The sequence below is a fragment of the Lysinibacillus sp. UBA5990 genome, from assembly GCF_002429815.1.
GTDB lineage: Bacteria > Bacillota > Bacilli > Bacillales_A > Planococcaceae > Lysinibacillus > Lysinibacillus fusiformis.
The window spans coordinates 503944-529590 of sequence record NZ_DJAY01000015.1 but is presented as its reverse complement, the minus strand read 5'-3'; the positions used below and the strand labels follow the sequence as shown (position 1 = coordinate 529590).

The following is a 25647-nucleotide window of genomic DNA, read 5'->3' as shown; positions in this document are numbered from 1 at the left end:
TTTGGTTCAGCGGCATCCTTTCTCCCCTGTATGCCGTCTAATATTCAATCCCTTTTGCTCCGTACATTAAAAAAACCGCAACCTCAGGGTCATCCCTGAGGTTGCGGAAATAGCGATGTGACATAATTTAAATCAAATGTCGTTTGTAAACTATTCTTTCGAAGGTATTATTGCTTTTTAGCAACATCAACAATACGACCTTCTGCTGCTGTTTTCACTTCTTTTAATGATAGTAATTGCTCTTGTAGATTTTCCCAATCAGATAAGCCTAAATCTGTTACACGACCTTCTTTATATGCTTTAGCAAACATATCAAAGCCGTCTCCGCCTTTAGCAGTGAAGGCATTTGTTGCCACTGTATATGTTTTACCATCTTCTAGTGCAACATACTTGCCAGTTGCTTTATCTAAATATTCGATTGAAACAACACGTGAGCCTGCTTCTTTTGATGAATCATATTGTAATTTCGCTCCACCAATGTGTAGGAAACCACCATTTTCTTTAGGTGCATTTTTCAAGGAAACTTCAAATGCTGCTTTAAGCTCAGCTCCTGTAGCATCCATTAAAGCTAATGTGTTACCAAATGGTAATACTGTAATCACTTGTCCAACAGTAATATTGCCAGCTGGGATCGCTGCACGAATACCACCGCCGTTTTGTAGTGCCATGACAACTGTTTTATCCGTATATTTTTGTGCTTTTGCCAACATACCATCTGTAATGATATTACCTAGGGCTGTTTCATTGCTACGTACACTTTCTAAGTTTGTTTCAGTTGCACGTGGATTTGCTAACTCCTCAGTAATTTTCACACCGATTTCCTTGTTGTTGACTTCATCAATTTTTGCTTTATATGGCGCTAGTAATTTTACTAATGCTGTATCTTCAGTAACTTTACCAAGGTCGATTAATTCGCCACCGTACTCAGTGACAACACCTTTGCCATCAAATGTTACATCCAGTGTTCCCAAATATTTTACATACTCATTAGCTTGTACGATTAATGTTGCATCTTTTGCTTCACCTACAGTGTTCGTATCTACAACAAATGGCTCGTCTAATTTAGTATGGTCATGTCCACCTACAATTATATCGATTCCTGGTACGTTTTTAGCTAGTAAAATATCATTATCTACATTTGGATTATCATTGTAACCAATATGTGTTAAAGCGATAATTTTATTAACGCCCATACCCTCAAATGCAGCTACTGCCTTTTTCGCTTCTTCAATATAGTTAGTAAATTTCACTTTACCTGGAGAAGCAATATCCAAAGTTTCTTCTGTTGTTAAACCGAAGATACCGACTTTTTCTCCATCAATTTCTTTTACAATACCTGAATAGATTTTACCGTTTTCAGGTTCACTTGAAACTAAATCTGTAAATAAACCTGTAAATTTATCATCCGCTGAGAAGTCTGTATTGGCATCCACAAATGGGAATTTAGCACCTTTCACAAAGTCTGCAAGTGCTTGATGTCCTTCAGGTGATGAACCTAAATCAAATTCATGGTTACCAAATACCATAGCATCGAAGCCAATTTCATTTAATAGCGCTAAATCTGCTTGACCATGGAATTCGTTGAAGTATAAAGTACCGCTAAATGCATCGCCAGCATGTAATGTTAAAACATTTTTCTTTGTTTCACGTTGCTCTTTTACAGCTGTTGCTAGTTTCGGTAATTCATTTGCGCGAGCATGCGTATCATTCACATGTAGAACTGATAATGTAAAAGCATCTTCCGGTTTTTCTGGTTTTTCTGGCGTTTCTAGGTTTAATGTTGTTAAAGCTTCTGCAATCAATGTTGCTAGTTGTCCACGTGTTACGCTTTTACTAGCTTCATGATTTTTAGCACCTTCTAATTCTTGTAAGTTAGGAATAGATGATAAGATTTTTGCCAGATCACCATGTGTAATCGTTTGGTTTGGACGGAATGTGTTGTCTCCATAGCCTGAAATAACTTTTAATTCTACTAATGCAGCGATTGGGCCGTAATACGTATTAGCTGATTCAATATCCTTAAAGTTTGGATTCACAACTTCTTTCGTGTCTAGCTTTAATGCGCCTGCAATCATTTTTGCAGCTTGTCCACGCGTGACATTTGTATCAGGTTTGAATGTACCATCTGGGAATCCGCTAATAATACCTGCTGCATAAAGTGTAGAAATGCCCTCATAATCTGCATGATTTTCCTTTACATCCGAAAATGAACTAGCTGCTGATGCTGGTGCTGCTGCTACTGCCGTGATAGCCAATGCTGCTGCAGTAGCTGTTAAAAATTTGTTACGTTTATTTTCCATTACAAATGATACCTCCACTAGTAAAATGATGTACTAACAACTAAATTCTACATAAATATCTCATAAAATACTAGAACATTTGTAAAATTTTAATTTCACAAACTAGTTTAATAGTTAGAAAAACAAAATTTTACCAGTACTTTTGTAGCAGATTTAATCACATAAAAAAGGAGGATGGGCTATTCGGCTACCATAATTGAGCCTTGCCATCCTCCTATTTGATTCGATTTCCAACTACTTTACTCAATGTAGTTTCTGGGATATACTCTTGTCTTACATCACTGTTGCTTCGGGTTCATAGGAAATCATTTCTTTAATCGTATTGCCTTCTCCCATTATAGCGACAGTCGGTTTATGATCCTTTGCCTCATTATTATCCACATATGCATAGGAAATAATGATGACAATATCGCCACGCTGTACGAGTCTTGCTGCCGCTCCATTCACACAGATTACACCTGAACCACGCTCACCTGCAATAATATACGTTTCAAAACGAGCGCCATTATTATTATTAACAACATGTACCTTTTCGTTTGGTAGCATACCGACTGCGTCTAAAATATCCTCATCAATTGTTATCGAGCCTACATAATTTAAATCCGCCTGAGTCACTGTGGCACGGTGGATTTTACTATTCATCATCATTCGTAACATATTTATAGTCCCTCTTTCACAGTAAAGATACTATTATCAATTAAGCGTGTCTGTCCAATATACACAGCAGCTGCCAGCAATACTTGTTGAGTCGTTTCAGTCACTGGTATTAAATCTGGATAGGCTAATAATTCAATATAGTCAATTCGTCCATGAGTTCGTGCCTCAATATGGGCTTTGGCCTTTACTAATGCGTGCCCAACATCTCCAGTCGCTAAAAAGCTATTCTGAGCCAATTGTAGTGCTTCATGAATAGCAGGAGCCTCTTCTCTTTCCGATTCGCTTAGATAAATGTTGCGAGAAGACTTCGCTAGCCCATCTTCCTCACGTACGATAGGCACGACGCGCATTTCTAAAGGAAAATTAAAATCACGCACCATTGTTGTAATAAGGGCAACTTGCTGGGCATCTTTTTGACCGAAATAGGCTCTTGTTGGAAGTGTAAGGTGGAATAGTTTTGCTACAACTTGTAACACACCATCAAAATGTCCTGGACGACTCGCTCCACAAAGAATTGTTGCCTGTTCACCAGCATGGATGCGAATTCCTCCATCCTGTGGATACATTTCTTCTACACTTGGGGCGAAGATAAGATTAACACCGACAGACTCTGCCAACGCAATATCTCTTGGCAAATCTCGTGGATAACTTTCAAAATCTTCATTTGGCCCAAATTGTGTGGGGTTAACGAATATACTCATGACAACTAAATCATTTTCTGCACGTGCTGTTTGAGCCAATGTTAAATGGCCCTCATGTAAATATCCCATAGTTGGTACAAGGCCAATAGTTTTATGGGCTTGTTTGGCTGCCTGAATTTCAGCTGTTAATGCTTGTATCGTTGTGATAACTTTCATGATTTGACGCCCCCATATAGCTGGTCTAGAGCATCCTCTTTCATTGTGAAGAAATGCTTTTGGGCTGGGAAAGTACCTGCTTTGACTGCTTCCACATAGTGAACCATTCCTTCACTTGCCTCTTTCCCCATATCCGCAAATTGTTGAACAAACTTTGGCACATGGTGTGAGCCATAGCTTAACATGTCATGATAAACTAACACTTGGCCATCTGCTTCGACACCCGCTCCAATACCTATAGTTGGAATAATAAGATTAGAGGACACAATTTCTGTTAGCTGATGTGGGATACATTCTAAGACGACCGCACATGCACCAGCCTCTTCACACTGCTTGGCATCCTCAATCAGCTGCGTTGCCTGTTCAGCCGTTTTCCCCTGCACCTTATAACCACCAAGTACTCCTGCTGATTGTGGCAGCAAGCCTAAATGAGCAACCACTGGAATTCCTGCAGCTGTTAGTTTTCGAATGACCGGAATGACATCACCAGCCCCTTCCACTTTTAAAGCGTCAGCACCTGTTTCTTGCATCATATAAATGGCTGTTTTCAATGTTTCATTGACATCACCATGATAGGAACCAAATGGCATATCCACTACAACAAAAGTGTCCTTTGCCCCACGTCGCGTTGCTTTCGCATGATGGATCATATCTGCTACAGTCACTGGCATTGTAGAATCATAGCCAAGGACAACCATTCCAAGTGAATCCCCTACTAGAATCATGTCTACATTAGCAGCCTCTGCAAATTTAGCAGCTGGATAATCATAGGCAGTCACCATCACAATTTTCTCGCCTGCCGCTTTCATCTTTAAAAAATCTGTTGTCGTTCTCATTTTGTAGTCCTCCTTTTTAAGGGAAGAAAACAGAAAAACCCCTCGGTTCCAAAATGGACAGAAGGGTAGTGTTTCGTTCGTTTGCAAAAACCCCTTACATAACTCGGCAAGAGGTACTAGCTTCACTTAGAAAGTAAGCTACTTTTTGAACGCATTGTTTTCTTCCGTCCCTGTCATAAAGATCAAGGCAGATATTTGTTAGTGTGAGATCTTACGTTTGAAGGTGCCGTTCGCAAAGGATACTGCCCTTCAGCACATACTATAACAATAAAACTTGTAATCTTCAAATATTATTTTCTAATAGTAAAAATATTCATTTATAAAATTTGACAATCCATGCTATACGTCATATACTATCCACATACTATATAGCATATAATATAAAATGAAGTATAAGTAATGAATGTGAGGTGGAAAGATGACATTTCAGCTTGGCTCAGCTTTACTGGATGCTTGTGTATTGGCCATTGTTGACAAAGAGGATGCTTATGGCTATTCCTTAACGCAGCAAGTACAATCAGTCATGGATATTTCAGAGTCTACATTGTACCCCGTATTACGTCGCTTACAAAAAGCAGATTACTTAACTACCTACGATCAGCCTTATCAAGGTAGAAATAGACGCTATTATCAAATTACAGAGCATGGTCGTATACGCTTATTAGAGCTTTTAAAAGAATGGCGAGTCTATAAAGAAAAGGTTGATTGTGTACTTTTAGGAGGGAATATAGATGGATAGAGCTAGTTATTTGAAAAAGCTACGAGGGAAATTACGGCGCCTTCCTGCGCAAGAGTTAGACGCTGCTCTTGCCTATTATGAAGAATACTTTGAGGAAGCAGGAGAAAATAATGAGCAGCAGGTTATTTCAGAACTAGGCTCCCCTTCTCATGTTGCCTCGCAAATATTGGCTGATTTTGCCTTAAAGGATTTAGAAAACAATACGGAGAAATCGACTAAAAAGAATATGACAGCTTTATGGCTTATTATTTTAGCTATACTTTCTGCACCACTTTCTTTACCACTTCTTGCAACAGCTATCGCCCTTATATTTTCATTTGGTGCTGTCATTATTAGTTTGATTTTTGCGATTGGAGCTGGTATTTTAAGTATTTTTATTGGGGGAATTGCAGCCCTGATTTCAGGCCTCTTCATTTTAACAGAGCATTGGCCAACCGCCTTATTATTTATGGGTGTTGGCTTAATCATTACAGGGTTTAGTGTCTTACTCTTTCCATTCGTTGCCCGTTTTATTAAGAAAACCGTCCTTCTCTCTGTAGAAGCATTGGGCAGATTATTTCACAAAATAACAAAAACAAGGAAAGGGGGCTTATAAATGGCTTCTAAAAATTCCCTTATTGCTATGACCATAATTGCGTTAGGTATTTTACTAGCATTGGTCGGCTATTTTTCAGGCGGCCGATGGTTCATTATCAAAGATGAGGATGGCATTCACGTGCCAGGCAGCAATAAACTAGTTAGTGAATCGTATAACTTAGATAAGTTTACTAGTATAAATATAGCGAATGATTATGGGGATATCACCATTGTCGCAACTGAAGACCAATATAAGCTAGAAACGAATGTACTCAAACAACAAGACGTCTCATATCGTGTTGAAAATGGAACTTTACAGATTGAAACTAAAGCTAAGAAAAAAAACGGGTTTGAATTTGGCTTCTCAAGCTTTTCTTCTCCCTCTATCAAAATCTATGTTCCAGCAAATACTAACCTAAAGACGATTGTAATAGATAGTGAATTTGGGGATACAACACTTCGTGGGTTGCATTATCAACAGCTGAATCTGATGCAAAATTACGGAGATATTACCTTCAACAACATAACTGGAGAGAACACAGAGATTACACAGGACTTTGGTGATTTAACGTTCAAGCAATATTCTAGTAATGGTGTTAATATCGAAAGCGAACATGGTGATATTCATATTGCTGGAATTTTAAATGGGACATCAACCATTACATCTAGCTTTGGGGATGCAACGCTTCACTTACAAAACAAACAAAGTGATCTTGGTTATGAAGTAAAAACAAGTTTTGGCGATATAACGGTTAATGGCAAAGAAGAAAATGGCAAAGTCACTCAGCTATACAAAAGTGATGACCAGCTGAACGTTTCTTTATCGCATGGTGACGTCAATGTTTCACTCAAATAATAATAGCAATTGAAGTCATCAAAAAAGCTGCAGGCACATACCTTGCAGCTTTTTTTTTTAAAGTATTTTGATGTCTCCTGCATAAATCGTTCGGACCAATCCATCATCTTGCGTAAGCTGTAGCACCCCATCATCTGTAATTCCACTAGCAATTCCTTCAAAGCGCTCTCGTATTGTCGTCACCTCAATACGTTGACCAATTGTACAAGACAGCTGTTCCCATAGGGTTTTAATACTTGCAAATCCTTCTTCGATATATAGCTCGGTAAATTGCTCTAGGTACTGTAAAATCAAGGCTACAAGTGCCGCACGATTAATTTCTTCTCCTGCCTCTAATCGTAGTGAAGTAGCAATATCCGCAATATCTGGTGAAAAATCAGCCGCCTCCTGGTTAGCATTTATTCCAATGCCAACTAGTAATGCCTGTACCAGATCTGCCTCCGCCTGCATCTCCGTCAAAATACCTGTACATTTTTTACCATTAATTAATAGATCATTGGGCCATTTAATAGCTGGCTCAATATCTTGATATAGTGTTTTAATGGCCATTGTGACAGCGACTGCTACAACAAGCGTAAAAGAGGATGCCTGTTGAGGTGTGACATCAGGTCGAACGATAACGGTCATCCAAATACCACTACCATGGACTGATTCCCATGCACGAGCCATCCGCCCGCGACCTGCTGTTTGCTCTTCACCAATAATGACCGTGCCATGTGGTGCGCCTTCCTGTGCCAGTTTATGGGCAATCGTTTGTGTTGAATCTACGACATCGAAATAATGAATTTCTCTTCCGAAATGCTCTGTTTTTAAAAAAAGTTCAATTTGTGTGGGACTTAAACTATTTGGTACACCCGTTAATACATAGCCTTTTTTCTTTATTGTTTCAAATGTGTAGCCTTCTTCTTGTAACGTCTGCATATGTTTCCAGACAGCCGTCCTTGAAACTCCAAGAGAATCCGCTAATTCTTGACCTGAAACCGCTTCTCCATTGGTAGCCAGTATTCGTTTTAAAATTTCATCTTTCATGGACATTGTCATGTTCACATCAATCCTTTTGTAAACTCCGCTTTTTATGTAACTATACTTAATCATACTGTAAATTAACTGAAATGACCATTAGTGATATATATGACAAGCCGTCCCACGCTTTCCTGAGACGGCTTGTTGTAAGGTATATATATTCATGTTTCATGGAAATAGTTGTGATCTAGCCAGTTTTTTATCTGCTGCTGATCATTTGCAAGCTCATTATGAATAATCGCTTCCAGTATGTCCTCTAATACTTCTTTAACCCAGGGGCCTCCTTTTTTGCCAGACCATTTAAGTAAATCCGCCCCATTCACTACCATATCTTGTTTTTGTCGAATTGGCAGCTTGTCCTGCAATACATAAATAGGCTCGCTAGGTAAACGAACGTCCAATTGGAGCAGTTTTGCGAAATATACCGCTGCTTCTAGCTCCTGTTCTTTGTAGGTAAAATAATGGGTGTTTGTCCAGCCACTTTTTAACGCTTCATAAGCTGTCAATACAGATTTAACAAACGCCATTTCTTTATTGGATATACGATAATCCCGCAGAATCTCTCGCCAATTCGCTCCTTGAAGTAACGCAAAATAGGCCCAGCCTACATGCTTGTCCACAGTCTGAAATTCATACCAGCGATCAGCCTGAAAACTCCCTGTTAAATAATCTGCCAAGCCACTTTCCTCTAATTTTTGTAGGCCTCTAAAAACAGTTGTTCCGAGCCATAGCTTATCGAGCTCTGCTTTGATTCGTTCTTTCGCAATAAAAGCGATATCGGCCGCTCTATTTTGTATCGCAATCAATGTATCTTCCGCTATTGTAAAATCAAGCTGCGCTGAAAAACGGATTGCTCGTAACATACGCAAGGCGTCCTCAGCAAAGCGTTTTTGTGCATCTCCAACAGCTCGAATAATTCGAAGATCAATATCTTGACGACCACCATAAAAATCAACAAAAGTGCCATCACGGCGCATTGCAATGGCATTCATAGTAAAATCACGGCGTTGTAAATCGTCTTGTAGAGAGCGAACGAATTGCACTTTATCTGGTCTTCGATGGTCTGTATATTCACCATCTGTACGATAAGTAGTTACTTCAACTGGCCCAGCAGGTACGATAACAAGTACCGTCCCATGCTGAATCCCAATATCTACTGTCCGTTGAAAAACTAATTTTACCTCTTCAGGCAGCGCATTTGTCGCCACATCGACATCATGTGCAGGCCGATTCAGTAAAGCATCTCTAACAGCTCCACCTACAATAACGGCCTCAAAGCCTGCTTGTTCTAATTGTTCAATTACTGAATAGGCTGTTTGCCATTCTTTATTGTTTTGCATGATTTCTTTCCGCAACCTTCTCGTACAGATTTTCGTATTGTTCTACAATTTTGGACGAGTGGAATTTTTCACTGACTGCATGAATGGCTGCTTCTCTGAAACGCAGTAATTTTTCTTCATCTTGCAATAACTGAACAGCATATTCAGCTACTGCTTCAGTATCTCCTAATTCCACAATAAAGCCGTCCACACCATGTTCAATGACTTCCGGGATACCCCCTACATTTGTACCAATACAAGGTACTCCACAAGCCATTGCCTCTAATAAAACCAGTCCAAACGATTCCTGCTGAGAAAGTAATAGTTTTAGGTCACTAATTGCATATAGTTCAGCTAAATTTTCTTGCTTCCCTAAAAATAAAACATCCTTCATATATGGACTTTCCTTTACTTGGTCCATTACACGATGCTTTTCGGGCCCATCGCCGACTAATAAGAGTTTCGCCTTCACATTAGCACGTATTTTCATAAAGGCGTCAATGATATGCGGAAGATTCTTGATTTTACGGAAGTTAGAGACATGGATGAGGACTTTTTCATCTTCTTGAATACCAAATTGCTCTTTTAGATTTCCTGAATTTCGAGGGAAGTACTCACGTTCATCCACAAAGTTATAAATTGTTTCAATGGGCTTAACTGTATCAATTAATTCATAAGTTTGTTCTTTTAATGCGTGCGACACGGTCGTCACAATATCAGATTTATCAATCCCATACTTAATGGCCTGTGAAAGCGTAGAATCCTGTCCAAGCACCGATATATCTGTGCCATGAAGTGTTGTAACGATGCCAATATCTCGCCCACTCATTTCACGTGCTAACACAGCACATACTGCATGTGGAATTGCGTAATGCACATGCAACACATCCAACTCTTCATCCTTGATGACGTCTGCCATTTTACTCGCTAATGCAATATCGTATGGTGAATATTGAAACACTGAATAATTATTAACTTCGACTTCATGGAAAAAGACGGTTGGATAAATTTTATTCAATCGAAATGGTACGCTTGAGGTAATGAAATGAATTTCATGTCCTCTTTCTGCAAGCATTTTGCCTAATTCTGTTGCAATTACACCAGAGCCTCCAACTGTTGGATAACAGGTAATGCCGATTTTTAGCTTTTTCATTCGATGATCATCCTTTCTAAATCACGTCTTTTATTAGTTACGTCTTTCTTGTATCAGTCTCCAATCCACAAAGCCTTCTTGTAGGCCTTTTAATAATATTTCTGCTGTCCCCATATTTGTCGCCAGTGGCACTTGGTAAACATCACAAAGACGGATAAGTGCAGAAACATCTGGCTCATGTGGTTGTGCTGTTAATGGATCTCGGAAAAAAATAACCATATCCATATCATTGTTGGCAATCATTGCGCCAATTTGTTGGTCGCCACCAAGTGGGCCTGAACGAAAACGTGTTACCTCTAAACCAGTGGCTTCAATGACACGCTGTCCTGTTGTACCAGTAGCATAAAGTGAATGTTCAAGTAAAATTTCTTTGTAAGCAATAGCAAACTGTACTAAATTATCTTTTTTACGATCATGTGCAATCAATGCGATTTTCATATAGCTTCCATCCCAATCTTTAGATGATGTTTTCTAAACCATAAACAAGTTGATCCATTTTCATAACCTCTTCTACACAAAAGGCAATGCCTGACATAAAAGAATTTCGATTTAATGAATCATGGCGAATCGTTAAAAGCTGCCCATCTCCACCAAATAATACTTGCTGGTGTGCCACTAAACCAGGTAAGCGAACAGAGTGAATGCGCATGCCATCAAAATCTCCACCTCTTGCACCTTCAATGGTTTCTTTTTCTTCTGGATGCCCCTGAGTCTTTTGCGTACGTACCTCTTGAATTAATTGAGCCGTTTTCACTGCTGTTCCAGATGGTGCATCAAGTTTTTGATCATGATGCATTTCAATAATTTCTACATCTGGTAAGTATTTGGCCGCTTCTTTCGCAAATTTCATCATTAGGATAGCGCCAATCGCAAAGTTTGGTGCAATAATGCAGCCTAACTCTTTTTCTTTAGCAATAGTTGATAATTCTTCTAGTTGTGCATCAGTAAATCCTGTTGTACCAATTACAGGTCGTACATTTAAATTCAATGCTTCTTTAGTATGATTATATACAGCATGTGGGTTCGTTAAATCCACTAATACGTCTGGAGAAGTTGCTTCTACAAGATCATGCATTTCCGTAAATACAGGTACTGTATAGTTCGCTGGGAACATGTCTAAATCAGCTAATGTTTTTCCTACTTCCTTATAATCTAGTACAGCTACTAATTCCATTTTGTCATGTTTCATGACCGTATGTACAGCCTCAGCCCCCATTTTTCCTCTCGCTCCTGCAATAGCTACACGAATCGACATCATTCTTCATCCTTTCTCGTCCAACGATCCTTATCCCTTGTTTCAAATTTATGTATGACTCTTAATAAAGCTTCATCTAATTTAATACCCTGAGCATTGGCAAAGCATACTAAAACAAAGAAAAAGTCACCAAGCTCTTCTTCAATACTGTTTATTTCCTCTGTATTCTTTTTCTTTTTTTGACCATATACATCCTGAACCTCACGAGATAGCTCTCCTAATTCCTCTGTTAAACGAGCTAGCAGTTCGAATGGTGGGAAATATCCTTCTTTAAATTGTCCTATATAATTATCAACACGCTGTTGTAATGCTTGCATCGTTAGTTGATCTGTCATTTAAATCACACTCCTATTTACCATCCTATATAATTTACACCGTTGTTGTCAAAACCAATAAAATGTCAGATAATAGATATCACTACTTCATTTGTTTGGAACTACAGGAGGTCAAATGTTAAAACAGATTAAAATACGTAATATTATCGCAATAATGCTCGGAGCAGCCATTTTTAGCTTCGGCTTTGTTCACTTCAACATTCAAAATCAGCTAGGTGAAGGTGGACTAAGTGGAATTACACTCATACTATATTTTACATTAGGATGGGACCCCGCCTTAATGAACCTATTATTAAATATTCCCATGTTTATAATTGGTTATCGATTACTTGGAAAGAAATCTTTTGTTTATACGCTTGTTGGCACTTTATCTGTTTCTCTTTTTCTAAAGATTTTCCAGAAATATCAGTTTACCATTCATTTAGAAGATGACATGTTACTCGTTGCTCTTTTCGCGGGTATATTCGTCGGACTTGGCCTGGGTATTGTCTTCCGCTTTGGTGGCACTACCGGCGGCGTCGATATTTTGGCGCGACTTGGGCATAAATATTTTGGCTGGAGTATGGGTAAAACGATGTTTGTCTTCGACGCTATTGTCATTATCCTTTCATGGCTTACATTCTTAGATGCTCGTTCCATGATGTACACATTAGTCGCTGTATTTGTTGGCGCTCGTGTTATTGACTTTGTACAGGAAGGTGCCTATGCAGCGCGTGGTGCTCTCATTATATCTGAGAAGTCTGGTGTTATTGCGGAAACAATCGCCCTACGAATGGAGCGCGGGATCACTATTTTAGAAGGACATGGCCACTTTACTAAACAGCCTAAGGAAGTTATTTATTGTGTGATCGGTCGCAACGAAGTTGTACGCCTAAAATCCATTGTTCATGAAGTGGATCCACACGCTTTCGTTTCTATTATAGAAGTTCGCGATGTAGCAGGAGAAGGCTTCACTCTTGATGATCAAAAACAACCACTTCATTAAGTGTTTGAAGATAAAAAACTTGTTATGGTGGTGTTCCACCATAACAAGTTTTTTTCTTAGTCATCGCTACGCATATTCGTAAAAATTAAAATTAAACGTAATAGCTCTAGTACAGCTACCGCTGCTGCTGCTACATATGTTAATGCTGCAGCACTCAATACTTTTCGTGCTGGTCGTTCTTCTTCATTTGTAATAATGCCAAGCGAATTCATTTGAACTAATGCTCGCTTTGAAGCATCAAACTCCACTGGAAGTGTCACTAATTGGAAAACAACACCTGCTGCTAATAATATGATACCTAAAAGCAAGAAATTCGTACTACTTGCAAAAATACCAATCATTACGAAAATCCACGACGCATTAGAAGAAATATTTGCCACTGGGACTAGCTTACTACGTAATGTAAGCATAGAATAAGCTTCTTTATGTTGGATGGCGTGACCTACCTCATGGGCAGCTACCGCAGCCCCTGCAACACTCGCTTCATAAAAGTTACTTTCTGATAAAGCAACTGTTTTGGTTGCCGGATTGTAATGGTCAGACAACACACCTTGTGTTGGCACAACTCGTACATCATATAAGCCGTTCGCATCTAAAATCGCACGCGCTACCTCTGCACCTGTTTGGCCTTTCATTGTACGTTGTTTCGCAAATTTATTATACGTGCCTTTTACTTTCATTTGTGCATAAAGTGGCAGTAGCATAATAATAATAAAATAAACAATATACATGCTTGTTGACAATATTCTAACCCCTTTCTACCTCGATACTATAATTCTATAATTTATACCCTAATTCGGCAAATATTTGCGCCACCTAATTGAGAAAATCGCAAGGAGAATACATGCAATTGATAACCAAAATGTAAAGTAGCCAATATAGCTTGTGTACTTGACTAAATCCCCATACATAGGCATTTGTCCAAACACATAGTCAATGACATCATTATGGAGCGTCCAGATAGCTGCTATAACTACATGCCAGTAAGTGAATACATATTTCTTCAAATATAATATAGCTTGAACGGCCATTGCAAAATGTGAGGCAACTAGCATCCAGCCTTGCCAACCGATCGATCCTGTTTCAACTAATGTCCAAATATTCATGACATCAGCCCACAGACCGTATTTCACTAATGTTACAAGCGCTAATACTTCCATTAGCGGCCATCTTTTCCCCATAATCCAAGCAATTAACACAAAGCAAAAGAATAAGCTAGCTGTCGGACTATCAGGAACAAAAATATAAAAAATAGGCTTAGTCATTGCAAGCTGCCATCCATACCAATAATAGCCATAAATTGTGCCTAATAGATTAATAATAAGCAGCGCTATTAAAAATGACTTATGGTTAAGAAGATACCAAAGATTTGCACGTGTTATTTGCATAAATTCAACTCCTTGCGCTTTGCTAAAAAATATTTGTTATGTACAGTGAAGATTTCTTATTTCTAGGTGAAATTATTTCCACAACTTCAATATGAGCTAATGGATTGAATTCATTCGCTTTTATCCTTATTTCGACATTTTTCGCTAAATTACTTAGGAAAAGGGAACCTTTTCGCCTAGCTTTCAGTCCCAATATTATAACAAGGTCGAAAAAAAAGAGCCAGTTTCCTGACTCTTTTACTATTACTCAGCTTTTAAACTTTCGATAAATTCAGCAAGTTTCTGAAGATCTTCATCTGAACCTGTCCATAATCCTGGTGGCATGTTACCACGACCATTATGGGCAATGTCCTTAATTTCATCAGCTGTTAATCCAGTGTTCATTAGAGATGGTGCACCAGCTCCACCTTCTAAGCCTTCACCGTGACATGTAATACATGCTGAACCAGCGTATAGTTTATAACCTTCTGATTCTTTATCAAATTCAACTGTTTCTACGATTGCACCCATAGCTTTTTGAGCTTCCCAGTCGTGGTTAACAACTGACTCCCAAGTTAGGTAGAACATAGCAGCTAGAGTTAATAACATAAACGCTGTCGGTAATGGACGTTTAGATGGACGACGTTCTGGACCCTTGTCTAAAAATGGCATTAATAATAGCGCTCCAAATGCAAGACCTGGAATTACAATTGCTCCGATTACATTGTATGGACCAGAAGCAAATGAGTATTTTAAAAGTTGATACATGAATAAGAAGTACCAGTCCGGTAGCGGTGTATATGCTCTAGTTGGATCTGCCGGCCCTTCAAGTGGTGACGGGTGAGCGACAGTTAATAATAAGTATCCAATTAAAAATACAGCACCTACCATCCATTCCTTCAGTAAGAAGTTCGGCCAGAAAGCTTCCGTCTTACCTGGATATTCGGAATAATCCTTTGGAACGTTCGGCATTCTGTGATTCGCTTTAATACGAGAATCGCCGACAAATTTCATTCCTTTTCCGCGATGCATAGTGTCCCCTCCTTTTAAAGATCATCGAACCGTCAAGACAATTACAACGGCCCTGAAATTCCTTGACGACGAATCATGATAAAGTGTGCTGCAAGTAACCCAAACAATACTGCAGGCAAGAAGAATACATGAATCGCAAAGAATCGAGTTAACGTTTGAGCACCAAGAATTGTAGTGTCACCCGCTAATAATACTTTAATTATTGAACCGATAAACGGTACAGATGCTGCAATTTCGATACCTACTTTAGTAGCGAATAATGCTTTCATATCCCATGGTAATAGGTATCCTGTAAAGCCAAGACCCATCATTACACCAAAAATACCTACACCAACCATCCAGTTTAACTCACGAGGTTTCTTATAAGAACCTGTGAAGAATACACGAAGTGTATGTAAGAACATCATTACGATAACTAATGAAGCCCCCCAGTGGTGCATACCGCGAACGATCTCACCAAACGCTACTTCGTTTTGTAAATAATAAACTGATTTCCAGGCATTCACAACGTCTGGTACATAATACATTGTTAGGAACATACCAGATAGAATTTGAATTACTGTGATGAAGAATGTTAATCCACCAAAGCAGTAAACGAATGCTGAAAAATGATGTGCAGGGTTAACGTGCTCTGGCACTTCGTGGTCGGCAATATCACGCCAAATGGGTGTAATATCTAGGCGTTCATCGACCCAATCATAAATTTTATTTAGCACTGTTGTCGTACCCCCTTACTTATTTAACTAGAGAATTTGCTTTTGCTGGACCAATCATTAAATAGCCATCTTTTTCTTGTACTTCAAATTCATCCAACGGACCTAGAGGCGGTGTACCTGCAACGTTTTTCCCGTTTTTCTCATAACGTCCTGCGTGACATGGACAGAAGAATTGACCTGGGTGTGCAGAATCTCCATTCCAGTCAACCATACATCCTAAATGCTTACAAACAGGTGAAAGGGCAATGATTTGATCGCCACTTTTATAAACCCAAGCTACATCTGTAACCTGTGATTTGTACCATGCATCCACTTGTTCATATGAAAAGTCAACTTTTACTGGCTCTTCAGTCAAGTCAGCGATTTTATGCTCTGTTTCTACAAAATCTCCACCCTCATGCTTTTGTAGCACCGGATCAATTGCAAAGCGAAGCATTGGCATTAGCATACCTGCCGCCATAAATCCACCTACACCAGTAAGAGTATAACTTAGAAATTGACGACGTGAAACTCGATTATTACTCATTATTTTCCCCCCTCTAACTTAAAGGTCAGTCCAACGGACATACTTTTACAAATAGTAATACTAGGACATATATATGATATATCAAGTCCATAGCTTGGTCAATATAGCATTCTGTGGAAAGCTGGAGAATGTGAACATTTATTGAAACTAATTGTTAAATCTGTGCCCATTTGGTCGAAAGCATCGGAACCACTTGTCGTAATTGATCTTCGAGAATGGATTTTTTGACACCTACATCCATGCTTTCTAACGGAATTGCTGGTAACCAAATAATATTTACTATATCTCCAATATTTGTCCAAGAGTGGTCACAAGTAATGAAGAACACATGCTTAAAGCCAGCATTATGTAATTGTGTTTCGAATTGCTTCGGTAATTCTTCGTTTTTTAAAGAAGCCATATAAGAAAAAGGTGGCATGACTAGTAAACGGCCTTTAAACTGTTGTTCTATGAAAGAAGTTAAAGACATTAGAAAATCTACCTCAGCACCACTTTGTTTCATTTTCTCAGAAGCTAAATCGATGGATATGAGCGGAACTATCGCAGTATCGATGAAATCCTTCTGTCCCAAAAACGATGTCACATCGTTTGCATTAAAGTACATTCAACAAACCTCCTTTGTCACATAATAAAAAATGCCCTTTTCCACTCTTCAAATAGGATACCCAATTAAAAGTGAAAACAATCATTCACTAGTAATGTTACCATACTGAAGTGGGTAAAGGACATTCAATTTTTACCTATAACTAAGGTAAATTAGCCGTTTCCTTTAATGCTTGTAACAAATTAGACAATTCATAAAAACGTTCTTCATCTCCCTGATCGAGGGCTTCATCAATTTGTGCAAGTAATTTTTCTTCTTGGAATACGAGTAAGCTATTGGAAAGCAGTTCTTCTGCCAGTAAACGATCTTTTTCACTAACTAACAGTGTCTCTGGCATATAAGGGTTTTCTTCTAGAACTGCTAAGTATTGTGCACTTGGTGGTATATTTGGAAAATTCAATTGTATATACATATCTTCTTGCTCGTGTAAGCGTAAATCATGGAAAGACTTTTCGGCGTCTGCCGTCATTACATTGCCTTTATAGAAACGAAAAGGAACACCTGTTGAATCAACTGTTGACATCACCATTGCTCTCGGACAATAGTGAGCTTCTTCCACAAATCGGATTCGTTTTAATAAGTCATCATTGCTAAGTAAGTAATTTAAAATCCAAACACACTCACGACGTTTCAATTGATAATTTTTTAAAAACCATCGAACAAATGCTTTTTTATCAACAACTGATACAGAAGCAGTCATACCCACTCCCTCCTTTACTCAAATTCTAAGGCTTCTAACTTCTCTTGCCACTCTGGTTCACCTGGTTGAATGTTAATTAATTGTTCAAGAATCACTTTCGCCTCTGAACGTTTTCCTTCCTCTAATAAAAAGTACACATATTTTTCTAAAAATGTTGCGTCTTCCTTAAAATCATTATATGCCAAACGGTAAAATTCGTATGCACGGTCGTACAATTCTAAATTTTCATATGCCTCCGCTGCAAATGGATATAATGTGCTCCATTCAAAATCATTTTGCTGAAGAGTCTCAAATAATTCGATAACATCTTCATTCCGTTCCTGTTGTCCTAACACAGAAATAAGTGCTAATACGGCTTCCATATACTCAGGATCTAACGCTATTGCTTCTCGTAAATACTGCTCAGCTTCTATTGGCAAACTATTTTTCAATGCCATTTTCCCAGCAAATAAATAAAGCGTTTTATCATATTCATCGCGTTTTAATCCCTCTTGGATCGCCGCATAAGCTTGTTGATTTTCCTCTGTCATCGCATAGCTTTCTGCTAGCAATAAGTAAGCTGAGAAGTAATCTGGATCTAACTCTTTCAATTCCTCTAATTGTTTAATAGCCAACTCGTATTTTTGGGATTGGAAGGCTGAATACGCAGCACCAAATAAAATATCTGGTTTCACCTCATCGTCAAGCGCCTTTAAATAGTAATCCAATGCCGTTTCGTAGGCAGCCCCGGCACGATAAACCTCCGCCAATCGCTCCACAAGTTGAACACCAGCAAATTCACCTTGTTGTTCATATAATTCTTCATACAATCTTGCAGCTTCTAAAAAACGACCTGTTTCAAATAACAGCTCAGCTTTGGCAAAATGCAGTAATGGCTCGTCTGGTAAAATTGCTAGTGCTTCATTTATACGTATTTCAGCTACTTCAAATAACCCCTGCATTTGATAATAATCAGCTAAAACTAATAATGCTTGAGGATATTCTGGTGATGCTTCTTCGATTTCAAGCAATAAATTTAATGCTTCATCTTCATCACCAAGCTCCATTAAAACATTTGCACGATCTATTTTTAACTGTGCCTCTTCTGGGAATAAAAATTGTAAATGCTCCAGCACACGGTCAGCTTCTTTCATGTACCCATATTGCATAAAAATTTCTGCAAGTGCGTAAATTTCCTCGGGTAGCTCCTTCACTAAAAATGTTTCAAGTAGCTGATCTATTAATGCTAAGTCTCCCTGTTCAAGTGCTTGCATCATTTCAGTCATCGCATTGTTCACAGTCATTCACCTATTCTTTCTTTGATACCTTTATGCTACAAAACATTTACCACCGAAACAAGAAAAAACTCCCCAAAAACTTGGAGAGTCAATCTTTAATTGTTACCTTACTGCCTCAATATGTTCAAAGAATGTTGGATACGATACAGCAATACACTGTGCATCATCCAAAGTGACTGATCCTTCCGTAATTAAAGCAGCTACAGCACCCATCATTCCAATTCGATGATCGCCATATGTTTTGAGACTTGCACCCTTTAGTGGTGTTGGGCCTTCAATAATCATACCGTCATTTGTTGCTTCAATGTTAGCACCCAGCTTTTTTAATTCAGCTACAACCGCTGTAATCCGATCTGTTTCCTTCACTTTTAACTCTTCGGCATCTTTAATAATGGTTTGTCCATGTGCCTGTGTAGCAAGTAAAGCAAGGATTGGTATTTCATCTATTAAACGAGGAATCAACTCTCCCTCGATTGTTGTACCAGATAAAGTAGATGTTTGAATTTGAATGGTCGCTGTTGGTTCAGCTTGACGGTCATCATTTGGGATCACTGTCATCGATGCGCCCATTTTTGAAAGAACCTCTATAATTCCATCACGCGTTGGATTAACACCTACATTTTCAAGTGTTAATTGACTAGTATTACAAATTGCCCCTGCCACTAAGAAAAAGGCTGCTGACGAGATGTCCCCTGGTACAGAAACATGGGTCCCACTTAATGTTTGTCCACCCTCTAATGAAACTACTCCATCCTTCACTTCGACATCAGCACCAAATTGACGCAGCATTCGTTCAGTATGATCTCTTGACACTTCTGTTTCTCTAACAATCGTTGTTCCCTCAGCACGCAAGCCTGCCAGTAATATAGCAGATTTAACTTGAGCACTTGCTACTGGCATTTTGTAATCAATGGCCTGTAGTTTTGTACCTTGAATGGCTAATGGTGTATATTGACCGTCTGCACGTCCCGTAATATAGGCTCCCATTTGACGCAGTGGATCAATGACACGTCGCATTGGTCGCTTGCCAATTGATGCATCCCCCGTCATGACTGAATGAACTGTAGAGCCTGCTAAAATTCCGAGCATTAAACGTGTAGTTGTACCAGAGTTACCTGTATACAACACCTCTGTAGGCTCCTGCCAGCTACTCATCCCTGGACTTTCTATCGTTACATTCGTTCCTTCCACCTCAATATTCACACCAAGCTTCTGGAAGCAATCAATGGTACTTAAACAATCTTCTCCAAGTAAAAAACCTTCTACTGTTGTTGTCCCAGTAGCAATGGAACCAAACATCACAGAACGATGAGAGACCGATTTATCGCCTGGAACAGTTAGTGATCCATGTAAAGTTGGCTTATTGTATTGTAAAACTTTTTCACTCATTAATTTTTCCCCTCCAATATGAAGACAGAAAGCGCCGTAAAGCCGACGCTTTCTTTTTCTATGAAATATACGTTTCAAAATTGGCACGTTTTTGAATACATGCTGCGGCACGTTCACGGTCATTTTCGCTTTGGAAACTAATGACCAAAATACCGAAAACATCCTCCCTTGACTCGACAATTCTTAAATTCGTAATACTTATTGCCTCATCAGCCAGCAAACCTGTTACCTCGGAAATGACACCTGGATAGTCTGGAACATCTACGTATAAATCAAACGCTGTATACATAGCTCCTGCGCTAATTGGTAATTCATCTCTCAGTTCTTTGGCAATAGAAAAATAGTCTTCTATATCCCGAGAAGTACCATTCGTCAGCAATTCCTTAATGCGGCCCATTTCTTTTTCCCAGCCTTCTAGCTGAGTCAGTAGCTCATCACGATTTTGCAAAGTGATATCTCGCCATAAAACCGGGTTGGAAGAAGCTATACGCGTGACATCACGGAAACCACCAGCGGCAAGGGAGCGAGTCATTGGATATTCCCCATTCTCTCCTCCTAATTGATGCACAAGAGAAGCTGCAATGACATGCGGGAAATGACTCACCACAGCTGTCATATGGTCATGCTCACTTGCAGAAACACTCACCACTTTTGCATGCGTGAATTTTAAGAGACTTTCCAGCTGTGCCATATGAACAATTTCTTCACCAGCAAGAGGTGTAAGCATATAGTATGCATTTTCAAAAAGATGCGCCTTTGCAGCTAATACGCCACTTTTGTGTGAACCTGCCATTGGATGTCCACCAATAAACGTAATGCCAAGTTCACGTAATTCACCAGCTTTTTGCATAATTAATTTTTTTGTACTTCCTGTATCTGTTACAATGACTTTATTTTTTAATGGCCATGATTTTAATTGCTCCATCCATTCAAGCGTTGCATTAACTGGTGTACCGAAAATAATGATATCGACATCAGCTGCAATTGCCTGTGGATCGGTCACAGTGTCATGTACAATATTTAATGCTTGCGCATGCTCACGTGTTTGAGCATCCATGTCATAGCCAATAATCTTTGTATCTGGTGCCTTTTGTAAAGCAAGGGCGATGGAACCACCGATTAATCCTAGCCCGATAACGAGCACATTGCGTGTCATGCAAATACCCCTTGCTCTTTTAATACATTGTCAAGTTGAACTAGCAATGCTGTATTTTGGGCTTCGGTACCGATTGTGACACGGATAAATCCTGGTAATCCTAAAGCATTACCACTGCGCACAATAAAGCCCTTTTTCATAAGCTCTTGGAAAATGACATCACTATCAGCCTTTGTATCAAAGAAAATAAAGTTCGTATCAGATGGGAAGTATTTTAGATTATGTTTTTCACAGAATTCAACATATTGCTTTTTACCATTTTCATTTGCTTCACGACATGCTTCTATATATTCCTGATCGCTTAGTGCAATAGCAGCTACAGCTTGGCTTAAACTCGTATTATTAAATGGACCTCTGACCGGATCAAGCTTTTCAATGACAGTTGGCTGTCCAATTGCATAGCCAACTCGGAAGGATGCCAAACCATATGCTTTAGAGAATGTACGTAATAAAAGCACATTTGGATACTGATCGATGATTGGTAGAGTATCCTTATGTTCAGGATGTGTCACGTATTCAATGTACGCTTCATCTAGTACAACAAGTACATCATTGGGTACTTTGGCAAGGAAGGCACGTAAAGCCGTATCTGGAATTACTACGCCAGTAGGATTATTCGGACTACATACCCATACGACAGCTGTTTGATCATCAATTGCAGCCGCCATTGTATCTAGATCATGTGCCCCCTCCACACATGGGATTTTACGTATTTCAGCACCTTCAATTTCAGCATTATGCCAGTATTGGGAGAATGATAGGTCAGCCATAACGGTATTTACCCCTGGATACAACAATGCACGAGTAATAATAGCAATGATATCGTCAGAGCCATTACCAAACAGAAGCTGTGTCTCTTGAACACCTAGATGATTTGCAACAGCTGTACGTAAATTTTGTGCATAGCCATCTGGATAAAGAGCATGATTCACTGCATTATTTTGTAAATATGCTGTCACCTTAGGTGAACATCCAAATGGATTTTCATTAGATGCCAATTTAATAACTTCTTTTAAGCCATATTCACGTTGCACTTCGTCAATTGGTTTTCCTGGTTTATACGCTTGCATACCGTCCAATTGTTGTTTCCACTTCATCTAAAACATCTCCTCTACTTATTTAGCTTGTGCTAAATCTGGTCTTAATTTCACTGCATCATTGAGATACAAGTGCTTCACATCTTTTTGTGCTACCTCTACATTCGCATGAATTAATACTCGAATACATAATGGTAGTGCATTCGGCACATCCATTTCATGTGTACACATTACTGGGACATATTGCCAACCATCCATCAAGCGTACTGCACGAGCAGGAAATGCTGAAGTAATATCCGGCGTAGTAGAAATCAAAATGGAAGCAATATCATCTATTTCTACATTATTTGCTGACACAACCTCAAGCACTAATCTTGCTGTCTCATCCCATACAAGCTCTGGCTTGTCAGATTCAATTGTAATTGCCCCTCTTAGTCCACGAATCATACAAGCACCTCCGCTAATAACTGTCTATATTCGGCATCTACTTCTTTGCATTTTTCTAAATCAATTGCCCGCACAAAAGGTTTACCGATTTTTTCCAACAAAACAAATTGTAAAACGCCATACTCCGTTTTTTTATCTTTCATTAAATAGCTTGTTAATTGTTCGAATGTATAGTCATTAACAGCCTCAAAAGGATATCCATTTTTAACTGCAAATTGTAAAAACGCTTTGGTAAATGCACGATCTAGCTCCCCATAACGTTCACTCAATAATAAACAATACACAAGGCCAATCATGACAGCCTCACCATGAGCAACTTTGCCGTAGCCTGCAGCCGCTTCAATCGCATGTCCATATGTATGGCCCAAGTTTAAAAACTTTCGAACAGATTGCTCTGCTTCATCCTCAGCTACAATTTTTGCTTTAACCTCAATCCCTTTTTTTAACTGGCTCGCTAATTCCTGCTGATTAAAATGTATAACGGAATCTGCTGCCATTAATTCCTCTAACCATGCTGGATCAGAAATCATCGCATGTTTGATTAACTCAGCTGTTCCTGAGCGGATCTCGCGTACAGGTAGGGTTTCAGAGAAAACTGTATCGTAAATAACACCTTCTGGCTGATAAAATGCGCCAATCATATTCTTTCCTAATGGATGGTTAATAGCGGTCTTCCCACCTACTGCTGAATCATGCGCCAAAATAGTTGTTGGAATTTGAATAAATGGAACTCCACGCATATAGGTTGCTGCAACAAACCCCGTTAAATCTCCAACAGCCCCGCCACCAAAAGCAAAAATAAATGACTTCCGCGAGCATTTTTGCTCTAGTAAAAAAGTTTGAGCTGCAATATATTGCTCAAAGGTTTTGCATGCTTCGCCACCAGGCAAAATAAACACTTCAAAATCATATGGGAAATTTGCCTTGAAATAGGCTTCCTGTGCCTCCCATACATGAGCATCTGTAAAGACAAACAGTTTATCTGCTTTTTTTAGCTGAACCGCAAATGTTTGCATAGCTTCAGTTAGAAATCTATAGCCAAGTACAACCTCATAATGATGCGATTTTGTCGCAACTGGAACACGCATAAATCAGAACCCCTTCGTATATTGACGATGTTCATCAATTTGAGCTTTTAGTTGTGGTAATTGATCACTATGGAATTGCTCCAAAATAATATTCGCTATTTCCCAGGCAATAACATGCTCAGCTACTACTGATGCTGCTGGTACCGCACAGCTGTCAGAACGCTCAACACTCGCTTTAAAGGGCTCTTTTGTTTCGATATCCACACTTTGTAATGGTTTATATAATGTAGGAATTGGCTTCATTACACCGCGTACAACAATTGGCATACCAGTAGACATGCCACCCTCTAAGCCACCAAGTCGATTAGTTGCACGTGTATAGCCTTCTTCTTCAGTCCAAATAATTTCATCATGAACTTCTGAGCCTTTACGACGTGCCATCTCGAAACCAAGCCCAAACTCTACACCTTTAAATGCATTGATAGATAGCATTGCCGCAGCCAACTTAGCATCGAGCTTACGATCATAGTGTACATAAGACCCTACACCTGCTGGCATACCTTCCACAATGACTTCCACAACACCGCCGATAGAATCGCCAGCTTTTTTTGCTTCGTCAATCGCTTCTACCATCTTGGCAGAAGCTACAGAATCTATACAATAGCAAGGATCTGCTTCCACAATGGCACGAATTTCATCGACTGTTTTCCCTTCCACTAAGGATGTATCAGCCTTAATTCCAACAATCTCCGTAACATGTGCGACAATGGAAATACCTAATTCATTTAATAAAGTCTTCGCCACTGAGCCAACCGCTACACGTACAGTTGTTTCACGAGCTGAAGAACGCTCTAATACATTTCGTAAATCACGGTGTCCGTATTTCATGCCTCCAACTAAATCCGCATGGCCTGGACGAGGTCGTGAAATTTGACGTTTGATGTCCTCAGGATTCACATCTTCTGCTAATGGCTCAGCACCCATAATTTTCGTCCAATGCTTCCAGTCATCATTGGTTACAACTAGTGCGACAGGTGATCCAAGTGTTTGTCCATGACGAACACCTGCGACAATCTCTACTGTATCTGTTTCGATTTGCATGCGTCGTCCACGTCCATGACCTCCTTGACGTCGTTTTAAATCGTGATTAATTTTTTCTGCTGTAATGGGTAAGAGTGACGGTAAACCTTCAATAATAGTTGTTAGTTGGGGGCCGTGTGACTCACCCGCTGTTAAGTAACGCATAAACGCTTTCTCCCTTCAACTCGCTAAAGTATGTATTTTTCACTATAACATATATTCTTTAAAAAAACAGTCCTTTTGCAAATGTCTTTTAAGTTCATCCTATTTACATAACCTAAATGCGAATATTCTGAACGACTTGCATAAAACCTTACTACACTACTGAAGTGAAGTGCTAAAATTTATAAAAAATACGCCTTTGCTTAGGATAAGCGAAAAGCGTACGAATTATCTA

General features: G+C 39.2%; 28 protein-coding genes. 4 read left to right on the top strand and 24 right to left on the bottom strand.

Features of this window, described 5'->3' with window-relative positions; all coding sequences use genetic code 11:
• Positions 1-167: 167 nt before the first annotated feature.
• The 4 genes from B3D94_RS15105 to panB form a co-directional block, all read right to left on the bottom strand.
• Positions 168-2300 carry a 5'-nucleotidase C-terminal domain-containing protein gene (locus B3D94_RS15105; protein WP_291758106.1) on the bottom strand — a complete coding sequence of 711 codons (2133 nt, stop codon included), beginning with the start codon at positions 2298-2300 and terminating at the stop codon, positions 168-170.
• A gap of 273 nt (positions 2301-2573) precedes the next feature.
• Positions 2574-2957 carry an aspartate 1-decarboxylase gene (gene panD, locus B3D94_RS15100; RefSeq protein ID WP_069480690.1) on the bottom strand — a complete coding sequence of 128 codons (384 nt, stop codon included), beginning with the start codon at positions 2955-2957 and terminating at the stop codon, positions 2574-2576.
• A gap of 2 nt (positions 2958-2959) precedes the next feature.
• Positions 2960-3814: a pantoate--beta-alanine ligase gene (panC, locus tag B3D94_RS15095; RefSeq protein ID WP_193831382.1), complete on the bottom strand. Its 855-nt coding sequence runs from the start codon at positions 3812-3814 to the stop codon at positions 2960-2962.
• Entirely contained in the window at positions 3811-4650 is an 840-nt protein-coding gene (panB, locus tag B3D94_RS15090) for a 3-methyl-2-oxobutanoate hydroxymethyltransferase (RefSeq protein ID WP_069480688.1), read from the bottom strand. Before panB ends, panC begins: the two co-directional genes overlap by 4 nt.
• A gap of 418 nt (positions 4651-5068) precedes the next feature.
• On the opposite strand from panB, the gene B3D94_RS15085 reads away from it, so the two are divergent.
• The 3 genes from B3D94_RS15085 to B3D94_RS15075 are packed head-to-tail and all read left to right on the top strand — an operon-like array spanning position 5069 to position 6821.
• A complete protein-coding gene (locus B3D94_RS15085) occupies positions 5069-5389 on the top strand; it encodes a PadR family transcriptional regulator (protein ID WP_008181900.1) in 321 nt (106 codons plus the stop codon).
• Positions 5382-5984, top strand: coding sequence for a DUF1700 domain-containing protein (locus B3D94_RS15080; RefSeq protein ID WP_258268169.1), 603 nt, complete (start codon positions 5382-5384; stop codon positions 5982-5984). The genes B3D94_RS15085 and B3D94_RS15080 overlap by 8 nt, the downstream gene beginning before the upstream one ends.
• Entirely contained in the window at positions 5985-6821 is an 837-nt protein-coding gene (locus B3D94_RS15075; RefSeq protein ID WP_069480686.1) for a DUF4097 family beta strand repeat-containing protein, read from the top strand.
• Between the two features lie 57 nt (positions 6822-6878).
• Here B3D94_RS15075 and B3D94_RS15070 read toward each other — a convergent pair whose 3' ends face one another.
• The 6 genes from B3D94_RS15070 to B3D94_RS15045 form a co-directional block, all read right to left on the bottom strand.
• A complete protein-coding gene (locus B3D94_RS15070) occupies positions 6879-7862 on the bottom strand; it encodes a biotin--[acetyl-CoA-carboxylase] ligase (protein ID WP_291758100.1) in 984 nt (327 codons plus the stop codon).
• A gap of 143 nt (positions 7863-8005) precedes the next feature.
• Complete coding sequence (locus tag B3D94_RS15065; RefSeq protein ID WP_291758099.1) at positions 8006-9184, bottom strand: CCA tRNA nucleotidyltransferase; 1179 nt, start codon at positions 9182-9184, stop codon at positions 8006-8008.
• A complete protein-coding gene (gene bshA / locus B3D94_RS15060) occupies positions 9171-10316 on the bottom strand; it encodes an N-acetyl-alpha-D-glucosaminyl L-malate synthase BshA (RefSeq protein ID WP_193831379.1) in 1146 nt (381 codons plus the stop codon). The genes B3D94_RS15065 and bshA overlap by 14 nt, the downstream gene beginning before the upstream one ends.
• A 33-nt stretch (positions 10317-10349) precedes the next feature.
• On the bottom strand, positions 10350-10754 hold the full coding sequence (gene mgsA, locus B3D94_RS15055; RefSeq protein WP_008181558.1) for a methylglyoxal synthase: 405 nt from the start codon (positions 10752-10754) through the stop codon (positions 10350-10352).
• 19 nt (positions 10755-10773) lie between these two features.
• The gene (gene dapB / locus B3D94_RS15050; protein WP_069480682.1) at positions 10774-11571 is read right to left on the bottom strand and encodes a 4-hydroxy-tetrahydrodipicolinate reductase; all 798 of its coding nucleotides are present in this window, start codon (positions 11569-11571) and stop codon (positions 10774-10776) included.
• Complete coding sequence (locus B3D94_RS15045; RefSeq protein WP_008181563.1) at positions 11571-11906, bottom strand: nucleotide pyrophosphohydrolase; 336 nt, start codon at positions 11904-11906, stop codon at positions 11571-11573. Before B3D94_RS15045 ends, dapB begins: the two co-directional genes overlap by 1 nt.
• 115 nt (positions 11907-12021) lie before the next feature.
• Here B3D94_RS15045 and B3D94_RS15040 point away from each other — a divergent pair, with 115 nt between their 5' ends.
• The gene (locus B3D94_RS15040) at positions 12022-12891 is read left to right on the top strand and encodes a YitT family protein (RefSeq protein ID WP_008181565.1); all 870 of its coding nucleotides are present in this window, start codon (positions 12022-12024) and stop codon (positions 12889-12891) included.
• A 56-nt stretch (positions 12892-12947) separates the two neighbouring features.
• On the opposite strand, the gene B3D94_RS15035 is transcribed toward B3D94_RS15040, so the two are convergent.
• The 14 genes from B3D94_RS15035 to aroC all read right to left on the bottom strand — a co-directional run bounded on the left by B3D94_RS15035 (position 12948) and on the right by aroC (position 25415).
• A complete protein-coding gene (locus B3D94_RS15035; protein WP_008181566.1) occupies positions 12948-13622 on the bottom strand; it encodes a zinc metallopeptidase in 675 nt (224 codons plus the stop codon).
• 60 nt (positions 13623-13682) lie between these two features.
• Positions 13683-14279, bottom strand: coding sequence for a DUF1405 domain-containing protein (locus B3D94_RS15030; protein WP_069480681.1), 597 nt, complete (start codon positions 14277-14279; stop codon positions 13683-13685).
• Between the two features lie 243 nt (positions 14280-14522).
• Positions 14523-15290: a menaquinol-cytochrome c reductase cytochrome b/c subunit gene (locus B3D94_RS15025; protein ID WP_004232669.1), complete on the bottom strand. Its 768-nt coding sequence runs from the start codon at positions 15288-15290 to the stop codon at positions 14523-14525.
• Between the two features lie 41 nt (positions 15291-15331).
• The gene (qcrB, locus tag B3D94_RS15020; RefSeq protein ID WP_054609847.1) at positions 15332-16006 is read right to left on the bottom strand and encodes a menaquinol-cytochrome c reductase cytochrome b subunit; all 675 of its coding nucleotides are present in this window, start codon (positions 16004-16006) and stop codon (positions 15332-15334) included.
• Between the two features lie 19 nt (positions 16007-16025).
• On the bottom strand, positions 16026-16532 hold the full coding sequence (locus B3D94_RS15015) for a ubiquinol-cytochrome c reductase iron-sulfur subunit (RefSeq protein ID WP_069480680.1): 507 nt from the start codon (positions 16530-16532) through the stop codon (positions 16026-16028).
• A gap of 154 nt (positions 16533-16686) precedes the next feature.
• Positions 16687-17136: a DUF2487 family protein gene (locus B3D94_RS15010; RefSeq protein WP_069480679.1), complete on the bottom strand. Its 450-nt coding sequence runs from the start codon at positions 17134-17136 to the stop codon at positions 16687-16689.
• 142 nt (positions 17137-17278) lie between these two features.
• A complete protein-coding gene (locus tag B3D94_RS15005; protein ID WP_008181956.1) occupies positions 17279-17836 on the bottom strand; it encodes a ReoY family proteolytic degradation factor in 558 nt (185 codons plus the stop codon).
• A gap of 14 nt (positions 17837-17850) precedes the next feature.
• The gene (locus B3D94_RS15000; RefSeq protein ID WP_083244629.1) at positions 17851-19119 is read right to left on the bottom strand and encodes a tetratricopeptide repeat protein; all 1269 of its coding nucleotides are present in this window, start codon (positions 19117-19119) and stop codon (positions 17851-17853) included.
• Between the two features lie 96 nt (positions 19120-19215).
• A complete protein-coding gene (aroA, locus tag B3D94_RS14995) occupies positions 19216-20502 on the bottom strand; it encodes a 3-phosphoshikimate 1-carboxyvinyltransferase (RefSeq protein ID WP_291758087.1) in 1287 nt (428 codons plus the stop codon).
• A 58-nt stretch (positions 20503-20560) separates the two neighbouring features.
• On the bottom strand, positions 20561-21658 hold the full coding sequence (locus tag B3D94_RS14990) for a prephenate dehydrogenase (protein WP_069480677.1): 1098 nt from the start codon (positions 21656-21658) through the stop codon (positions 20561-20563).
• The gene (hisC, locus tag B3D94_RS14985; protein ID WP_069480676.1) at positions 21655-22755 is read right to left on the bottom strand and encodes a histidinol-phosphate transaminase; all 1101 of its coding nucleotides are present in this window, start codon (positions 22753-22755) and stop codon (positions 21655-21657) included. The genes B3D94_RS14990 and hisC overlap by 4 nt, the downstream gene beginning before the upstream one ends.
• A gap of 18 nt (positions 22756-22773) precedes the next feature.
• A complete protein-coding gene (gene aroH, locus B3D94_RS14980) occupies positions 22774-23142 on the bottom strand; it encodes a chorismate mutase (protein ID WP_069480675.1) in 369 nt (122 codons plus the stop codon).
• Positions 23139-24230, bottom strand: a complete 1092-nt coding sequence (aroB, locus tag B3D94_RS14975; protein WP_291758084.1) for a 3-dehydroquinate synthase — start codon at positions 24228-24230, stop codon at positions 23139-23141. The genes aroH and aroB overlap by 4 nt, the downstream gene beginning before the upstream one ends.
• Positions 24231-24233: 3 nt before the next feature.
• Entirely contained in the window at positions 24234-25415 is a 1182-nt protein-coding gene (gene aroC / locus B3D94_RS14970; protein ID WP_069480673.1) for a chorismate synthase, read from the bottom strand.
• Between the last annotated feature and the right edge of the window lie 232 nt (positions 25416-25647).

What these genes read in the sequence shown, in the direction of transcription:
- B3D94_RS15105 (WP_291758106.1), bottom strand. Translation starts at nt 2,300, where the DNA reads ATGGAAAATAAACGTAACAAATTTTTAACAGCTACTGCAGCAGCATTG.
- panD (WP_069480690.1), bottom strand. Translation starts at nt 2,957, where the DNA reads ATGTTACGAATGATGATGAATAGTAAAATCCACCGTGCCACAGTGACT.
- panC (WP_193831382.1), bottom strand. Translation starts at nt 3,814, where the DNA reads ATGAAAGTTATCACAACGATACAAGCATTAACAGCTGAAATTCAGGCA.
- panB (WP_069480688.1), bottom strand. Translation starts at nt 4,650, where the DNA reads ATGAGAACGACAACAGATTTTTTAAAGATGAAAGCGGCAGGCGAGAAA.
- B3D94_RS15085 (WP_008181900.1), top strand. Translation starts at nt 5,069, where the DNA reads ATGACATTTCAGCTTGGCTCAGCTTTACTGGATGCTTGTGTATTGGCC.
- B3D94_RS15080 (WP_258268169.1), top strand. Translation starts at nt 5,382, where the DNA reads ATGGATAGAGCTAGTTATTTGAAAAAGCTACGAGGGAAATTACGGCGC.
- B3D94_RS15075 (WP_069480686.1), top strand. Translation starts at nt 5,985, where the DNA reads ATGGCTTCTAAAAATTCCCTTATTGCTATGACCATAATTGCGTTAGGT.
- B3D94_RS15070 (WP_291758100.1), bottom strand. Translation starts at nt 7,862, where the DNA reads ATGACAATGTCCATGAAAGATGAAATTTTAAAACGAATACTGGCTACC.
- B3D94_RS15065 (WP_291758099.1), bottom strand. Translation starts at nt 9,184, where the DNA reads ATGCAAAACAATAAAGAATGGCAAACAGCCTATTCAGTAATTGAACAA.
- bshA (WP_193831379.1), bottom strand. Translation starts at nt 10,316, where the DNA reads ATGAAAAAGCTAAAAATCGGCATTACCTGTTATCCAACAGTTGGAGGC.
- mgsA (WP_008181558.1), bottom strand. Translation starts at nt 10,754, where the DNA reads ATGAAAATCGCATTGATTGCACATGATCGTAAAAAAGATAATTTAGTA.
- dapB (WP_069480682.1), bottom strand. Translation starts at nt 11,571, where the DNA reads ATGTCGATTCGTGTAGCTATTGCAGGAGCGAGAGGAAAAATGGGGGCT.
- B3D94_RS15045 (WP_008181563.1), bottom strand. Translation starts at nt 11,906, where the DNA reads ATGACAGATCAACTAACGATGCAAGCATTACAACAGCGTGTTGATAAT.
- B3D94_RS15040 (WP_008181565.1), top strand. Translation starts at nt 12,022, where the DNA reads ATGTTAAAACAGATTAAAATACGTAATATTATCGCAATAATGCTCGGA.
- B3D94_RS15035 (WP_008181566.1), bottom strand. Translation starts at nt 13,622, where the DNA reads ATGTATATTGTTTATTTTATTATTATTATGCTACTGCCACTTTATGCA.
- B3D94_RS15030 (WP_069480681.1), bottom strand. Translation starts at nt 14,279, where the DNA reads ATGCAAATAACACGTGCAAATCTTTGGTATCTTCTTAACCATAAGTCA.
- B3D94_RS15025 (WP_004232669.1), bottom strand. Translation starts at nt 15,290, where the DNA reads ATGCATCGCGGAAAAGGAATGAAATTTGTCGGCGATTCTCGTATTAAA.
- B3D94_RS15015 (WP_069480680.1), bottom strand. Translation starts at nt 16,532, where the DNA reads ATGAGTAATAATCGAGTTTCACGTCGTCAATTTCTAAGTTATACTCTT.
- B3D94_RS15010 (WP_069480679.1), bottom strand. Translation starts at nt 17,136, where the DNA reads ATGTACTTTAATGCAAACGATGTGACATCGTTTTTGGGACAGAAGGAT.
- B3D94_RS15005 (WP_008181956.1), bottom strand. Translation starts at nt 17,836, where the DNA reads ATGACTGCTTCTGTATCAGTTGTTGATAAAAAAGCATTTGTTCGATGG.
- B3D94_RS15000 (WP_083244629.1), bottom strand. Translation starts at nt 19,119, where the DNA reads ATGACTGTGAACAATGCGATGACTGAAATGATGCAAGCACTTGAACAG.
- aroA (WP_291758087.1), bottom strand. Translation starts at nt 20,502, where the DNA reads ATGAGTGAAAAAGTTTTACAATACAATAAGCCAACTTTACATGGATCA.
- B3D94_RS14990 (WP_069480677.1), bottom strand. Translation starts at nt 21,658, where the DNA reads ATGACACGCAATGTGCTCGTTATCGGGCTAGGATTAATCGGTGGTTCC.
- hisC (WP_069480676.1), bottom strand. Translation starts at nt 22,755, where the DNA reads ATGAAGTGGAAACAACAATTGGACGGTATGCAAGCGTATAAACCAGGA.
- aroH (WP_069480675.1), bottom strand. Translation starts at nt 23,142, where the DNA reads ATGATTCGTGGACTAAGAGGGGCAATTACAATTGAATCTGACAAGCCA.
- aroB (WP_291758084.1), bottom strand. Translation starts at nt 24,230, where the DNA reads ATGCGTGTTCCAGTTGCGACAAAATCGCATCATTATGAGGTTGTACTT.
- aroC (WP_069480673.1), bottom strand. Translation starts at nt 25,415, where the DNA reads ATGCGTTACTTAACAGCGGGTGAGTCACACGGCCCCCAACTAACAACT.